Origin of the sequence: Klebsiella sp. K47, from assembly GCF_051858335.1 — a bacterium.
GTDB lineage: Bacteria > Pseudomonadota > Gammaproteobacteria > Enterobacterales > Enterobacteriaceae > Klebsiella > Klebsiella pneumoniae.
The window spans coordinates 215,506-230,330 of record NZ_JBPYUI010000001.1 but is presented as its reverse complement, the minus strand read 5'-3'; the positions used below and the strand labels follow the sequence as shown (position 1 = coordinate 230,330).

Below are 14,825 nucleotides of genomic sequence, written 5' to 3'. Positions count from 1 at the left end.
GCTAAACAAAACGTCATTGACGAGAAAAATGGGTGTCCTGTTGCCAACGGGTTTCGATAGAATCACCGCCTGGAGCGGCAGGGAAACAGCAGGAATCGGAATATGAAAGTGAAGGGAAAACGCAGGACCGTCTGGTGGCTGTTGGCGATCGTTGTGCTGGGGCTGGCTATCTGGGGATGGCGGATCCTCAATGCGCCGCTGCCGAACTACCAGACGCTGGTAGTTCGCAAAGGGGATCTCCAGCAGAGCGTGCTGGCCACCGGCAAACTGGATGCCCTGCGAAAAGTTGACGTCGGCGCCCAGGTCAGCGGACAGCTGAAAACGCTGCACGTCAATATTGGCGATAAGGTTAAAAAGGATCAGTTGCTGGGGGTTATCGATCCGGAGCAGGCGCAAAACCAGATTAAAGAGGTGGAAGCGACGCTCATGGAGCTGCGCGCCCAGCTCAATCAGGCGCGCGCGGAGAGCAAACTGGCGCAAGTGACTCTGGCCCGTCAGCAGCAGCTGGCGCAGCGCCAGCTGGTCTCGCGGCAGGACCTTGATACCGCGGCCACCGATTTGGCGGTGAAACAGGCGCAGATCGGCACTATTGAAGCGCAAATAAAGCGTAACCAGGCGACGCTCGATACGGCGAAGACCAACCTCGATTACACGCGGATCCTGGCGCCGATGGCCGGCGAAGTGACGCAAATTACCACCCTGCAGGGACAGACAGTGATCGCCGCCCAGCAGGCGCCTAACATTCTGACGCTGGCGGATCTCAGCACCATGCTGGTTAAAGCGCAGGTCTCTGAAGCAGATGTCATCCACCTCAGACCGGGGCAAAAAGCGTGGTTTACCGTGCTGGGCGACCCGCTTACCCGTTATGAAGGTAAACTGAAAGACATTCTGCCGACGCCGGAAAAAGTGAATGACGCCATCTTCTATTATGCCCGCTTCGAGGTTCCGAACCCGCAGGGGATCCTGCGCCTCGATATGACTGCGCAGGTGCACATTCAGCTGGCTGAGGTGAAGAACGTGATTACTATCCCGCTGAGCGCCCTGGGCGACGCGGTAGGCGATAACCGCTACCACGTTCGACTGTTGCGCACCGGTGAGGTCAAAGAGCGTGAGGTTATCATTGGCGCCCGCAATGATACCGACGTCGCAGTGGTGCAAGGTCTGGAAGAGGGCGACGAAGTGATCGTCGGCGAGAGCGCGAGCGGGGCGGCAAAATGACGGCGCTGCTTGAGCTGCGAGATATACGTCGCAGCTATCCTTCCGGCGACGGCAGCGTTGAGGTCCTGAAGGGGATCACCCTCAGCATCCATGCGGGTGAGATGGTGGCGATCGTCGGGGCCTCCGGCTCGGGAAAATCGACGCTGATGAATATCCTTGGCTGCCTCGACAAACCCACCAGCGGCACCTATCGGGTAGCGGGAACCGATATCGCGCAGCTGGATGGCGATGCGCTGGCCCGTCTGCGGCGGGAACACTTTGGCTTTATCTTTCAACGCTACCATCTGCTGTCCCATCTGACCGCCGCGCAGAATGTCGAAGTGCCGGCGGTGTATGCCGGCAGTGAACGGCGCGCGCGCCTGGCGCGCGCTCATGAGCTGCTGGTGCGGCTGGGGCTGGGCGAGCGCGCCGACTATCAACCGTCACAGTTGTCCGGCGGTCAGCAGCAGCGGGTCAGTATCGCCCGCGCCCTGATGAATGGCGGGGAGGTGATCCTCGCTGATGAACCGACCGGCGCGCTGGACAGCCATTCCGGCGAAGAGGTAATGGCGATCCTGCACCAGCTAAAAGCGCAGGGGCACACGGTCATCATTGTGACCCACGATCCGCAGGTCGCCGCTCAAGCGGAGCGGATCGTCGAGATCCGCGATGGCGAGATCGTCCGCAACCCGCCCGCCAGCCGCCAGGGCGGCGGACTGCGCGCCCGTCCGCAGGCGGAGCCTTCGGCGTGGCGTCAGTTTACCAGCGGCTTTCGCGAAGCGCTGGTGATGGCCTGGCGAGCGATGGCGGCGAATAAAATGCGTACCCTGCTGACCATGCTCGGCATTATTATCGGTATTGCCTCGGTGGTGTCGATCGTGGTGGTGGGGGATGCCGCCAAGCAGATGGTGCTGGCAGATATTCGCGCCATCGGCACCAATACCATTGATGTGTATCCTGGTAAGGATTTTGGCGACGACGACCCGCGCTATCAGCAGGCGCTGAAGTATGACGATTTGCTGGCGATCCAGAAGCAGCCGTGGGTGCGCTCCGCCACGCCGGCGGTTTCAAAAAGCCTGCGCCTGCGCGCCAACAATATTGACGTTGCCGCCAGTGCGGAGGGGGTCGGTCCACAGTATTTTAATGTCTACGGCATGACCTTTAGCGAAGGCAATACCTTCAATGAACTGCAGCTCAACAGTCGGGCACAGGTGGTAGTGCTCGACAGCAATACCCGTCGGCAGCTGTTTCCCAATAAAGCGAAAGTGGTGGGAGAGGTGATTCTGGTGGGCAATATGCCGGCCACGGTGATTGGCGTTGCGGATGAAAAGCAGTCGATGTTCGGCAGCAGCAAAATTCTCCGCGTCTGGTTGCCCTACACCACCATGGCGGGAAGAGTAATGGGTCAGTCGTGGCTGAACTCCATCACTGTGCGCGTTCATGAAGGCTACGACAGTGAAACCGCAGAGAAACAGCTGCTGCGTCTGCTGGAGCTGCGGCATGGTAAAAAAGATGTATTCACCTGGAATATGGACAGCGTCTTGAAAACCGCCGAAAGGACCACACATACCTTACAGCTGTTCCTGACATTGGTGGCGGTGATTGCCCTGGTGGTCGGCGGGATTGGCGTAATGAATATTATGCTGGTGTCGGTGACCGAACGAACCCGGGAGATCGGCATCCGCATGGCGGTTGGCGCCCGGGCCAGCGATGTGCTGCAGCAGTTTCTCATTGAAGCGGTGCTGGTTTGCCTGGTCGGTGGCGCGCTGGGCGTAGCATTGTCGCTGATGATCGCCTTTATTTTACAGCTGTTTCTCCCCGGCTGGGAGATTGGTTTTTCTCCGCTGGCGCTGCTGACGGCGTTTCTCTGTTCGACGCTGACCGGGGTGCTGTTTGGTTGGCTGCCTGCGCGCAACGCGGCGCGGCTCGATCCGGTGGATGCCCTGGCGCGAGAATAGGCGGGGCGAGAAATAAAAATGCCAGTCAGAAGGACTGGCATTTTATTAGCAGGATGTACACAATGAAGCAAAAGAGTTATGCAGCCGTTTCCGCTTCCACAGGGACGATCACGCTGGCGTGGTTGCCTTTTGGCCCCTGGTGAACATCAAACCGAACGGCTTGTCCGGCTTTTAGCGTTCTGTAACCATCCATCTGGATGGTGGAGTAATGGGCGAAAATGTCTTCGCCGCCGCCCTCAGGGCAGATAAAACCGAACCCTTTGGCATTGTTGAACCACTTAACAGTACCCATTTCCATACTTCGACATCCTTCGTAAATCTTTATTAGTAAGATGGAATGAACCGGTGGTGGAGTGACGAGTTGTTCAATTGCTCGCCAACTCTCGCCACTACAATTTAGAGAAATACGAAAACGCGTCAAGCGATTGAGGAGGGGGAACGGCGAAAAATGCGTCAAAATTTGAAGCAGTTAACGCTATTGCCGGGGAATGTGACAGCCGTCGCGGATAGAAGCGATAGATGATAGTTATCTATGATCTATTGTAGATTTGTGATGAGCATAACCTCTGGTCATCGACAGGCCTCCGCCTGTTGGCAACAGCAACCGATGATGAACACTGACGATGAGTAAGAGAGATTGGCTGGACTTCGAGCACCTGGTTGACGACGAAGTTCGTGATGCGATTAAACCGCCATCTATGTATAAAGTGATATTGGTCAATGATGACTACACTCCGATGGAGTTTGTTATTGACGTGTTACAAAAATTCTTTTCTTATGATGTTGAACGTGCAACGCAACTGATGCTCACGGTTCACTATGAAGGTAAGGCGATTTGTGGCGTGTTTACCGCGGAAGTGGCGGAGACCAAAGTCGCTATGGTGAATCAGTACGCGAGGGAGAACGAGCATCCATTGCTGTGTACGCTGGAAAAAGCCTGAATACAGGCATGAAAATTGGGGGAGGTGCCTATGCTCAATCAAGAACTGGAACTCAGTTTAAATATGGCTTTCGCCAGAGCGCGCGAGCACCGTCATGAGTTTATGACCGTCGAGCACTTGCTGCTGGCTCTGCTAAGCAACCCCTCGGCCCGTGAGGCCCTGGAAGCGTGTTCAGTGGACCTGGTGGCATTGCGTCAGGAACTTGAAGCCTTCATCGAACAAACCACACCCGTTCTGCCAGCCACGGAAGAAGAGCGCGACACCCAGCCGACGCTAAGCTTCCAGCGTGTGCTGCAGCGCGCCGTCTTCCACGTACAATCTTCTGGCCGCAGCGAAGTGACCGGCGCCAACGTGCTGGTGGCGATTTTCAGCGAGCAGGAGTCGCAGGCCGCCTACCTGCTGCGTAAACATGAAGTGAGCCGTCTTGATGTGGTGAACTTCATTTCTCATGGTACACGCAAAGACGAGCCGAGCCAGTCTTCCGATAACAGCGGAAGCCAGCCTGGCAATGAAGAGCAAGCCGGCGGGGAGGAACGTATGGAAAACTTCACCACCAACCTCAATCAGCTTGCTCGCGTCGGCGGCATTGATCCTCTGATCGGCCGTGAAAAAGAGCTGGAGCGCGCGATTCAGGTCCTGTGCCGTCGGCGGAAAAATAACCCGCTGCTGGTGGGGGAATCCGGCGTCGGTAAAACCGCGATCGCCGAAGGCCTTGCCTGGCGTATTGTGCAGGGCGATGTGCCGGAAGTGATGGCCGACTGCACTATCTACTCGCTCGACATTGGCTCTTTGCTGGCAGGGACCAAATATCGTGGCGATTTTGAAAAACGCTTCAAAGCGTTGCTCAAACAGCTGGAGCAGGATACCAACAGCATCCTGTTTATTGATGAAATCCACACCATTATCGGTGCGGGGGCGGCGTCTGGCGGCCAGGTCGATGCGGCTAACCTGATCAAACCGCTGCTTTCCAGCGGCAAGATCCGGGTGATCGGCTCCACCACTTACCAGGAGTTCAGCAACATCTTTGAAAAAGATCGTGCGCTGGCCCGCCGTTTCCAGAAGATCGATATTACCGAACCGTCGGTGGAAGAGACGGTCCAGATTATCAACGGCCTGAAGCCGAAGTACGAAGCGCACCATGATGTGCGTTATACCGCCAAAGCGGTGCGTGCGGCGGTTGAACTGGCGGTGAAATACATTAACGATCGTCATCTGCCGGATAAGGCGATTGACGTCATTGACGAAGCGGGCGCGCGGGCGCGCTTAATGCCGGTCAGCAAGCGTAAGAAAACGGTTAACGTGGCGGATATCGAATCAGTGGTGGCGCGCATTGCGCGGATCCCTGAGAAGAGCGTCTCCCGCAGCGATCGCGACACGCTGAAAAACTTGGGCGACCGTCTGAAAATGCTGGTCTTTGGACAGGATAAAGCCATCGAGGCGCTGACCGAGGCTATTAAAATGGCGCGCGCCGGGCTGGGCCATGAGCACAAGCCGGTGGGATCGTTCCTGTTCGCCGGGCCGACCGGGGTCGGGAAAACCGAAGTGACCGTCCAGCTGGCGAAGGCGTTAGGGATTGAGCTGCTGCGCTTTGACATGTCCGAATATATGGAACGTCATACCGTCAGCCGTTTGATCGGGGCGCCTCCGGGCTACGTCGGCTTCGATCAGGGCGGGCTGCTGACCGATGCGGTGATTAAACATCCGCACGCGGTATTGCTGCTTGATGAGATCGAAAAAGCGCATCCGGACGTGTTCAACCTGCTGCTGCAGGTGATGGATAACGGGACGCTGACCGATAATAACGGCCGTAAAGCGGACTTCCGCAACGTGGTGCTGGTGATGACCACCAACGCCGGGGTGCGGGAAACCGAGCGTAAATCGATTGGCCTTATTCAGCAGGACAACAGTCCGGATGCGATGGATGAGATCAAAAAGATCTTTACGCCGGAGTTCCGTAACCGCCTCGACAACATCATCTGGTTCGATCATTTGTCTACCACGGTGATCCATCAGGTTGTCGACAAGTTTATCGTCGAGCTGCAGGTCCAGCTGGACCAGAAAGGCGTCTCCCTGGAAGTGAGTCAGGAAGCGCGCGACTGGCTGGCGACGAAAGGCTACGATCGGGCGATGGGGGCACGTCCAATGGGACGCGTCATTCAGGACAACCTGAAAAAACCGCTGGCGAACGAGCTGCTGTTTGGCTCGCTGGTCGACGGTGGTCAGGTCACTGTCTCTCTGGACAGCGACAAAAATACGCTGACTTACGACTTCCAGAGCGCTCCGAAGCACAAACCGGAAGCGGCCCACTAAGGCGATATCTTCAATGTAAAAAACCGGCCAGGGGCCGGTTTTTTTTGCTGACGGCAGAAATGAAAAGACCGGGAATTATCCCGGCCTTCAGCATCTGACGCCTTAGGGGCGAAAACAATCAGCGACTACGGAAGACAATGCGGCCTTTGCTCAGGTCGTACGGGGTCAGCTCAACAGTCACTTTGTCGCCCGTCAGAATGCGGATGTAGTTTTTACGCATTTTACCGGAGATATGCGCGGTTACCACGTGACCGTTTTCCAGTTCTACGCGGAACATAGTGTTAGGCAACGTTTCAAGTACGGTGCCCTGCATTTCAATATTGTCTTCTTTGGCCATCTAGTCCTCTGGGGTATCACTACCGTAGTTTTGAACCGGCAAGATAATGCCGAAGTTCATCATGTAAGTAAAGTTTTACGTATCTACCCTGAATCATTCACCTTGCCGCAAGGCGCATAGTCAGCGCAGCGGCTACGGAAATATGACGGGTATGAATCGCCGAAGTAGTTTTGGCGCATTGCCCGGGACACACACGGCCATGCCGCGTGACAGGCGCAAACGTAAAGGGGAGTGACAGAACGATGGGCGTTATCTGACTCTTATTATTCCCAAACGGCGGCGGGGCAACAGGCAGAAGCTACTCTACCGCGCAATTATACCATCCTGACGCAAAATGTGCTGAAAACATTTTATTATCCGCCAGGAAATAGCACCCGCGGCACCCAAAATCGCTCGGGCAGTCGGTAGCCGCGTAATACCGACAGATAGTCCAGATAATCGCGGCGGGGAATATCCACTGCGCCTAATGACGCGGTATGGTTGTTCAGTACCTGGCAGTCAATTAATTTACCGCCGCTGTGCGCAAAGTCCTGGCAAAATACCAGCAGCGCGGTTTTGGAGGCATTTTCTGCCCGGCTAAACATCGATTCGCCGCAAAACAGCGCTCCCTGCGCTACGCCGTACATTCCTCCCACCAGGGTATTCTCCTGCCAGACTTCAATGGAGTGGGCATGACCCAGCTCATGCAGCTGGTGATAGGCGCGAACGATACTGCTGGTTATCCAGGTGCCTTCGTCACGATCGCTGGCGCAGCCCTCAATCACTTCGCCAAAGGCGTGGTTGAGCGTGACCCGGTAGGGCGAACGCTGATGAAAGCGCTTCATGCTGCGGCTAAGATGGAAGTGCTCTGGCCAAAGTACCGCCCGGGGGTCGGGCGACCACCAGAGGATCGGGTCGCCAGGGGAAAACCAGGGAAAAATACCACGCTGATAGGCCATCAGCAGCCGCGCGGGGCTCAGATCGCCGCCGAGCGCCAGCAGGCCATTAGGTTCTCGCAAGGCGCCTTCCGGAGAGGGGAAGGCGATAGAGTGCCGGGAGAGCTGAACCAGACGCATTTTAACCTCAATACGCATCAGCAAAAATTAGATAATAGAATAGCCTACAGACGCTGTTTAAACTGGAAGTACCGGCCCTGTTTAGCGAGCAGCTCCGCGTGACTACCTTGCTCAATTATCTGGCCGTTGTCCATGACTATTATCTGATTAAAACCCGCCAGGCCCCGCAGGCGATGGGTCACCATCAGCACGGTTTTGTCGCGCATGACATCTGCCAGCAGATGCAGGATCTGGCTTTCGGTGGCCGCATCCAGACCTTCTGTCGGTTCATCGAGCAGCATCAGCGGCGCATCGTGGAGCAGCGCGCGGGCAATGGCCAGTCGGCGCAGTTCGCCGCCGGAGAGCTGACGCCCGCCTTCGCCCAGCCAGCCGTTAAGACCACCATCTTGCAGCAGTTTTTCGAGGCCCACCTTCTCAAGGGTAGCGCTGAGATGAGCGTCATCCGCTTCAGGCGCCGCCAGCAGCAGGTTGTCGCGCAGGGTGGCGCTGAACAGGTGCACGCGCTGCGGCACTACGCTCATTGCCTGCCGCAGAGTGGCTTCGCTGAGGCCGGAGAGCGGCTGATTGTTGAGCAGAATCTCTCCCTGTGACGGGTCCCAGGCGCGGGTAAGCAACTGCAACAGCGTCGATTTTCCGCAGCCGGTCCGGCCAAGAATGGCGATGTGCTCTCCGGCGGCAATCTGCAGGGAAATATTCTCCAGGGCAGGGGAGGGCTGCTGAGGATAGCGGAAGGTGACCTCCTGAAGCGTTAGGGCCACCTGCGCTGGCGGACTGGCTTCATCTTCGACAAAGGTGACCTCCGGCTGCTGGTCGGTAATCTGCGAGATCCGCCGCGCGGAGGCCATCACCTGGCCTAAATGCTGGAAAGCGCCAGTGACTGGCGCCAGGGCTTCAAAAGCCGCCAGCGCGCAGAATACGAATAGCGCGATCAGCGCCCCGGGCTGACTATTGCCGCCGACGCCGTCTGAGGCCAGCCAGAGCATGGCCACCACGGCGATGCCACCGATTAACAGCATTACCGCCTGCGAAACCGCGGTCAGCTCGGCCTGGCGCCGCTGTGCATCCTGCCAGCTCAGCTCGGTCTTTTCCATTTGTGCGCGGTAGCGGTCGCTGGCGTTAAATACCATCAGCTCCGCCTGACCCTGCAGCCAGGCGGTGAGCTGTTGGCGATACTGGCCGCGCAGCTGCGTCATACTTTCGCCGGCTGGCTTACCTGCGCGATAGAACAGCGGCGGCATAACCAGCAGAGTCGCCAGCATGATACCGCCGAGCGTCAGCGCGAGGGGGACGTCGAGCAGACTTAATCCGCAGGTGACGACCACAATCACCACCAGCGCGCCGACCAGCGGCGAAATGACCCGCAGGTAGAGATGATCCAGGGTGTCAACGTCGGCCACCACCCGGTTGAGCAGCTCACCCTGGCGAAAGCGCGCCAGCCCCGCCGGAGAGAGGGGGAGCAGTTTGCTGAAGGTGAAAACGCGCAGGTGCTGCAGCACGCGAAAGGTAGCGTCGTGGCTGACCAGGCGCTCAAAGTAGCGCCCGGCGGTACGGATAATTGCCGCGCCGCGAACGCCCGCGGCAGGCAGCATATAGTTAAAACTGTAGATCCCGGCGACGCCCACCACCGCTGAAGCGGAGAGGAACCAGCCGGAGAGCGTCAGCAGGCCGATGCTGGCCAGCAGGGTCACAATGGCCAGCACGACGCCAAGCAGCAGCATCCATTTATGGCGCTTATAGAGCGCCAGATAGGGTAAAAGTGCGCGCATTTAAATCTCCTCCTGACGATGGGCCAGCAGCGCCGAGAAGACCCCACCAGCACGGGCCAGCGTGGCGTAGTCGCCTTGTTCGATAATCTGTCCGTCTTGCATCACCCAGACGTCGTCCCAGTCGGCCAGCCCCTCAAGCTGATGGGTGACCAGCAGCGTGGTTTGCTCACTGGAAGCGTGGATCAGGGCCTGCATGACTCGCTGTTCGCTATGGGCGTCAAGGCTGGCGGCAGGTTCATCCAGCAGCAGCAGGCGGCACGGCACCAACAGCGCGCGGGCGACCGCGATACGCTGCGCCTGGCCTACCGACAGACGCCCCGCCTGATCGCCTACGGCGGTATGGATCCCCTGCGGCAGCAGGGCGATAAACTCGCTGACCCAGGCCTTGTCCAGCGCCAGCCTAAGCTGTGCTTCGCTAGCTTCGGGCCACGCCAGCAGCACGTTTTCCCGCAGCGTGGCGGCAGGTAACTGCGGATTCTGTCCTACCCAGCTCAGCAGGCGGCGCCAGCGCTCAGCGTCCAGCTCGCGCAGCTCTACGCCGTTGACCATCAGCGACCCCTCATAGGGCAGAAAGCCGAGCAGTGTATTCAGCAAAGAGCTTTTCCCGGATCCGCTCTGGCCGACCAGCACCACGCGAGCGCCGGCGGGCAGCGCAAAATTAAGCGGCCCCGCCAGAACTTTACCTTCCGGAGATTTGATCACCAGGTCGCGCGCTTCCACGCTAATCAGATCGTTGTCATTTAACGTTTTCTCGCCACGCTCTACCTGGGTCAGCGGCGTTTCCATAAACGTTTTCAGGCTGTCTGCGGCGCCCACGGCCTGAGCTTTGGCATGGTAGAAGGTACCCAGGTCACGTAACGGCTGGAAAAATTCCGGGGCGAGGATCAGCGTCAGGAATCCGGCCATCAGCGTGACGCCCGCGCCATAGTGGCCGAAGTTCAGCTCGCCAAGGTAAGAAAAGCCAAAATACACCGCTACCAGCGCAATGGAGAGGGAGGTGAAAAACTCCAGAACCCCGGAGGAGAGGAAGGCCAGACGCAGGACTTCCATGGTGCGTTGGCGAAAATCCTGCGAGGCGTCGCGAATATTATCGGTTTCTGCCTGACCGCGATGAAAAATACGCAGGGTTTCCATGCCGCGCAGGCGGTCGAGGAAGTGGCCGCTGAGGCGGGCCAGCGCCTGGAAGTTACGCCGGTTGGCGTCGGCGGCGCCCATCCCGACCAGCGCCATGAAAAGCGGGATCAGCGGGGCGGTGCCGAGAAGGATCAGCGCGGCGGCCCAGTTAATCGGAAAAATAGTAATAACGATCAGCAGCGGTACGCAGGCCGCCAGCGTCATCTGGGGCAGGTAGCGGGCATAATAGTCGTGCATGTCGTCGATTTGCTCAAGAATAAGCGTTGCCCAGCTGCCGGCCGGTTTGCCCTGGATCCACGCCGGGCCTGCCTGCTGGAGGCGGTCAAGAACCTGGCGGCGAATTTCATAGCGAATATGCTGCCCGGCCTGAAAGCCGACCCGCTCACGCAGCCAGACCACCCAGGCGCGTAGTACAAAGATCAGCACCAGCAGCGTGAGCGGCAGCAGCAGGGCGGTCGCTGGAATATTCTCCATCACCATCCGGTGCAGGATCCGCGCCAGGAACCAGGCCTGCGCCACGATCAGCAGACCGCTCGCCACGCCAAGCAGGCGGGAAATCATCAACCAGCGACGGGAGATAATGCTTTGCTGTTTTAACCAGCGGGTTAACTCTTGTTGACGGGTTTTATTCATTGCGCGCTTTGCAGGTGTCGTTATCGGAGTATTGGGCACGGCAATGTTACATCGCAGCAAAAATAAAGGCGACTTTTCGTCGCCTTCTTTACCTTTGTTACTGACTTGTAAAGATTATTTGCAAGCGTCAGCCAAACCGTCGAGGTAACGCTCCGCATCCAGCGCCGCCATGCAGCCGGTGCCCGCAGAAGTGATGGCCTGACGATAGATATGGTCCATGACATCGCCGGCGGCGAACACGCCCGGGATGCTGGTCTGGGTCGCATTGCCGTGGATACCGGACTGCACTTTGATGTAGCCGTTCTCCAGCTCCAGCTGGCCCTCAAAGATGGCGGTGTTCGGGCTGTGGCCGATGGCGACAAATAAACCAGCCACTTCCAGGGACTCGACATTGTCGCTGTTTTTGGTATCGCGCAGGCGCAGGCCGCTGACGCCCATCTGGTCGCCGGTCACCTCTTCGAGGGTACGATCGGTATGCAGCACGATGTTGCCGCTTGCCACTTTATCCATCAGGCGTTTGATGAGGATTTTTTCCGCACGGAAGGAATCGCGACGGTGGATCAGGTGTACCTCAGAGGCGATATTCGACAGATACAGAGCCTCTTCCACTGCGGTGTTGCCGCCGCCGATCACCGCCACTTTCTGGTTGCGATAGAAGAATCCGTCGCAGGTAGCGCACGCGGAAACGCCGCGGCCTTTGAAGGCTTCTTCGGAAGGCAGGCCCAGGTAACGGGCGGAAGCGCCGGTGGCGATGATCAGCGCGTCACAGGTGTACTCGCCGCTGTCGCCTGTCAGACGGAACGGGCGGTTTTGCAAATCGACGCGGCTGATATGGTCGAAAATGATCTCGGTTTCAAATTTTGCGGCATGCTCGTGCATGCGCTCCATCAGCAGCGGACCGGTGAGATCGTTCGGATCGCCTGGCCAGTTTTCCACTTCCGTCGTGGTGGTCAGCTGACCGCCTTTTTCCATCCCGGTGATCAGCACCGGCTGCAGGTTGGCGCGTGCGGCATAGACCGCCGCGGTGTATCCCGCAGGTCCAGAACCAAGGATAAGCAGTTTACTGTGTTTGGCTGTGCCCATGAGATCCCCATAATAATTGGCATACATTGTGCTGGGATTGTAGGGAATTTGTTGTCGTAAAAAAAGAGCACAGCGATTTTGTTAACGATGTGTGCAATAGAAGCTGCCAATGAATTGGTGATTTTCCCGGCAAGGAATATAACTATTTCTACTGTCGGCGGGACAATTATAAGACGAAAAAATGAGAATCAACCAGGGCGGATGATGAATATCTGGCATCTTGTACTAAAAATCGATGTTTTGCTTTGACAATCACCTGTGCTTTTGCGAAAACATTCAAGGAAGAAGAAAAGCAGTATTTAGCGTGCGGCGAATTTTCATGCACGCAAATGCCATTTTTATCCGGGTTAACGAAATCTACGCATGGTGTGGACAGACGCCATGCGTGATGTCGGTGACTGCCGTCAGGCAACGGGCTTCTCACGTACCCCTGGGTTACCCAATGTCGTACGGGTGATAACAGGATGGGCTCTGGCAGTGAAGGCTCAGAGCCGGAACAGGAGTAGGGAAGGAATACAGAGAGACAATAATAATGGTAGATAGCAAGAAGCGCCCTGGCAAAGATCTCGACCGCATTGATCGTAACATCCTGAATGAATTGCAGAAAGATGGGCGAATTTCTAACGTCGAGCTTTCTAAACGGGTGGGACTTTCTCCGACGCCTTGCCTTGAGCGTGTGCGTCGTCTTGAAAGACAGGGTTTTATTCAGGGCTATACGGCGCTGCTCAACCCGCATTATCTGGATGCATCACTTCTGGTATTTGTTGAGATTACTCTGAATCGTGGCGCACCGGATGTGTTTGAGCAATTTAACGCCGCAGTGCAAAAACTTGAAGAAATTCAAGAGTGTCATCTGGTTTCCGGTGATTTCGACTATCTGTTGAAAACCCGTGTACCGGATATGTCAGCGTATCGTAAATTACTGGGCGAGACCTTGCTGCGCCTGCCGGGCGTTAACGACACCCGTACCTACGTGGTAATGGAAGAAGTCAAGCAAAGTAATCGTCTGGTTATTAAGACGCGCTAACACGGAACAGGTGCAAACTCGACGTAGTTTGATTACACTCCTGTTAATCCATACAGCAACAGTGCCGGGGAGACCCGGCGCTGTTGTCCGTTTTAGCAGCAGGCAGGAAACAGCCTGATACCTGGAGAGCCTTTCTTGAGCCAGGAATACACCGAAGACAAAGAAGTCAAACTAACCAAACTCAGCAGCGGGCGCCGACTCCTTGAGGCGATGCTCATCCTTTGCTCCCTCTTCGCCATCTGGCTGATGGCGGCACTACTGAGCTTTAACCCCTCGGACCCCAGCTGGTCGCAAACGGCATGGCATGAGCCTATTCATAATTTAGGCGGCGCCCCCGGCGCGTGGCTTGCCGATACCCTCTTTTTCATTTTTGGCGTCATGGCCTACACCATCCCGGTGATCATCATCGGCGGATGCTGGTTTGCCTGGCGGCATCAGGAAAACGACGAATACATTGATTATTTTGCCGTTTCCCTTCGCCTCATCGGTGCGTTAGCCCTGATCCTGACCTCCTGTGGTCTGGCGGCGATTAACGCCGATGATATCTGGTACTTCGCCTCCGGCGGGGTGATCGGCAGCCTGCTGAGCACCACGCTGCAACCCCTACTGCACAGCAGCGGCGGCACCATCGCCCTGTTGTGTATCTGGGCGGCCGGGCTGACGCTGTTCACCGGCTGGTCGTGGGTCAGCATTGCGGAAAAGCTGGGCGGCGGCATCCTGTCCGTTCTCACCTTTGCCAGCAACCGTACCCGTCGGGATGATACCTGGGTCGATGAAGGCGAATACGAAGACGACGAGGAAGAGTACGACGACGAAGAGGCGGCCAGGCCGCAGGAATCGCGTCGCGCCCGTATCTTACGCAGCGCGCTGGCGCGGCGTAAGCGTCTGGCCGAGAAGTTTACCAACCCTATGGGGCGTAAAACCGACGCTGCGCTTTTCTCCGGCAAACGGATGGATGACGGCGAAGAGGTGGTGCAATACAGCGCCAGCGGGGCGCCTGTTGCCGCCGACGATGTACTGTTTTCCGGCGCCAGCGCCGCGCGTCCCGCAGAGGATGATGTGCTGTTCTCCGGCGCCAGCGCCGTGCGCCCGGGCGATTTCGACCCTTACGATCCGTTGTTGAATGGCCACAGTATCGCTGAGCCGGTAAGCGCAGCGGCGGCGGCTACTGCCGCGCCGCAGGCGTGGGCAGAATCACCGGTGGGCCATCACGGCGCTGCGCCAGCTTATCAGCCGGAAGCCAGCTATCCGCCGCAGCAGGCGTATCAGCCTGAACCCGCTCCGTTCCAGCAGGCTGCTTATCAGCCGCCAGCGGGGCAAACCGCACCGCAGGCGTATCAGCCTGAGCCAGCGCCGTATCAACAGCCGGTTTACGATCCGCGTG

12 protein-coding genes are annotated in these 14,825 nt (G+C 57.5%); 6 read left to right on the top strand and 6 right to left on the bottom strand.

All coding sequences use genetic code 11. The features are described 5' to 3' along the window. Positions 1-102: 102 nt before the first annotated feature. A complete protein-coding gene (macA, locus tag RRF55_RS01080) occupies positions 103-1,218 on the top strand; it encodes a macrolide transporter subunit MacA (protein WP_002896440.1) in 1,116 nt (371 codons plus the stop codon). Continuing rightward, positions 1,215-3,155, top strand: a complete 1,941-nt coding sequence (macB, locus tag RRF55_RS01075; RefSeq protein ID WP_004150848.1) for a macrolide ABC transporter ATP-binding protein/permease MacB — start codon at positions 1,215-1,217, stop codon at positions 3,153-3,155. Before macA ends, macB begins: the two co-directional genes overlap by 4 nt. A gap of 76 nt (positions 3,156-3,231) precedes the next feature. Here macB and cspD read toward each other — a convergent pair whose 3' ends face one another. Further along, positions 3,232-3,453, bottom strand: a complete 222-nt coding sequence (gene cspD / locus RRF55_RS01070) for a cold shock-like protein CspD (RefSeq protein WP_002896516.1) — start codon at positions 3,451-3,453, stop codon at positions 3,232-3,234. 325 nt (positions 3,454-3,778) lie between these two features. Between cspD and clpS the strand changes: the two genes are divergently transcribed. Together clpS and clpA are read left to right on the top strand one after the other, a co-directional pair. Next, positions 3,779-4,096, top strand: a complete 318-nt coding sequence (gene clpS, locus RRF55_RS01065) for an ATP-dependent Clp protease adapter ClpS (RefSeq protein ID WP_002896520.1) — start codon at positions 3,779-3,781, stop codon at positions 4,094-4,096. 30 nt (positions 4,097-4,126) lie between these two features. Next, positions 4,127-6,406 carry an ATP-dependent Clp protease ATP-binding subunit ClpA gene (clpA, locus tag RRF55_RS01060; RefSeq protein WP_002896522.1) on the top strand — a complete coding sequence of 760 codons (2,280 nt, stop codon included), beginning with the start codon at positions 4,127-4,129 and terminating at the stop codon, positions 6,404-6,406. A gap of 118 nt (positions 6,407-6,524) precedes the next feature. Here clpA and infA read toward each other — a convergent pair whose 3' ends face one another. From infA to trxB, 5 genes are all read right to left on the bottom strand, one after another. Continuing rightward, positions 6,525-6,743 carry a translation initiation factor IF-1 gene (gene infA / locus RRF55_RS01055; protein ID WP_001040187.1) on the bottom strand — a complete coding sequence of 73 codons (219 nt, stop codon included), beginning with the start codon at positions 6,741-6,743 and terminating at the stop codon, positions 6,525-6,527. 353 nt (positions 6,744-7,096) lie between these two features. Then, on the bottom strand, positions 7,097-7,798 hold the full coding sequence (gene aat / locus RRF55_RS01050; RefSeq protein ID WP_032414724.1) for a leucyl/phenylalanyl-tRNA--protein transferase: 702 nt from the start codon (positions 7,796-7,798) through the stop codon (positions 7,097-7,099). Positions 7,799-7,842: 44 nt separating this feature from the next. Next, on the bottom strand, positions 7,843-9,564 hold the full coding sequence (gene cydC / locus RRF55_RS01045) for a heme ABC transporter ATP-binding protein/permease CydC (protein WP_032414725.1): 1,722 nt from the start codon (positions 9,562-9,564) through the stop codon (positions 7,843-7,845). Beyond that, positions 9,565-11,331: a heme ABC transporter permease/ATP-binding protein CydD gene (cydD, locus tag RRF55_RS01040; RefSeq protein ID WP_021441488.1), complete on the bottom strand. Its 1,767-nt coding sequence runs from the start codon at positions 11,329-11,331 to the stop codon at positions 9,565-9,567. It abuts the gene before it with no gap. 114 nt (positions 11,332-11,445) lie between these two features. Then, the gene (gene trxB / locus RRF55_RS01035) at positions 11,446-12,414 is read right to left on the bottom strand and encodes a thioredoxin-disulfide reductase (RefSeq protein WP_002898019.1); all 969 of its coding nucleotides are present in this window, start codon (positions 12,412-12,414) and stop codon (positions 11,446-11,448) included. Between the two features lie 532 nt (positions 12,415-12,946). On the opposite strand from trxB, the gene lrp reads away from it, so the two are divergent. After that, on the top strand, positions 12,947-13,441 hold the full coding sequence (gene lrp / locus RRF55_RS01030) for a leucine-responsive transcriptional regulator Lrp (RefSeq protein ID WP_000228469.1): 495 nt from the start codon (positions 12,947-12,949) through the stop codon (positions 13,439-13,441). A 135-nt stretch (positions 13,442-13,576) separates the two neighbouring features. Next, positions 13,577-14,825 (top strand): DNA translocase FtsK 4TM domain-containing protein (locus tag RRF55_RS01025; protein WP_020317985.1); only part of this gene is annotated, 1,249 nt, incomplete at its 3' end.

Coding starts and splice junctions, on each gene's coding strand:
- macA (WP_002896440.1), top strand. CDS start 103: ATGAAAGTGAAGGGAAAACGCAGGACCGTCTGGTGGCTGTTGGCGATC.
- lrp (WP_000228469.1), top strand. CDS start 12,947: ATGGTAGATAGCAAGAAGCGCCCTGGCAAAGATCTCGACCGCATTGAT.
- cspD (WP_002896516.1), bottom strand. CDS start 3,453: ATGGAAATGGGTACTGTTAAGTGGTTCAACAATGCCAAAGGGTTCGGT.
- infA (WP_001040187.1), bottom strand. CDS start 6,743: ATGGCCAAAGAAGACAATATTGAAATGCAGGGCACCGTACTTGAAACG.
- cydC (WP_032414725.1), bottom strand. CDS start 9,564: ATGCGCGCACTTTTACCCTATCTGGCGCTCTATAAGCGCCATAAATGG.
- macB (WP_004150848.1), top strand. CDS start 1,215: ATGACGGCGCTGCTTGAGCTGCGAGATATACGTCGCAGCTATCCTTCC.
- trxB (WP_002898019.1), bottom strand. CDS start 12,414: ATGGGCACAGCCAAACACAGTAAACTGCTTATCCTTGGTTCTGGACCT.
- clpS (WP_002896520.1), top strand. CDS start 3,779: ATGAGTAAGAGAGATTGGCTGGACTTCGAGCACCTGGTTGACGACGAA.
- clpA (WP_002896522.1), top strand. CDS start 4,127: ATGCTCAATCAAGAACTGGAACTCAGTTTAAATATGGCTTTCGCCAGA.
- aat (WP_032414724.1), bottom strand. CDS start 7,798: ATGCGTCTGGTTCAGCTCTCCCGGCACTCTATCGCCTTCCCCTCTCCG.
- cydD (WP_021441488.1), bottom strand. CDS start 11,331: ATGAATAAAACCCGTCAACAAGAGTTAACCCGCTGGTTAAAACAGCAA.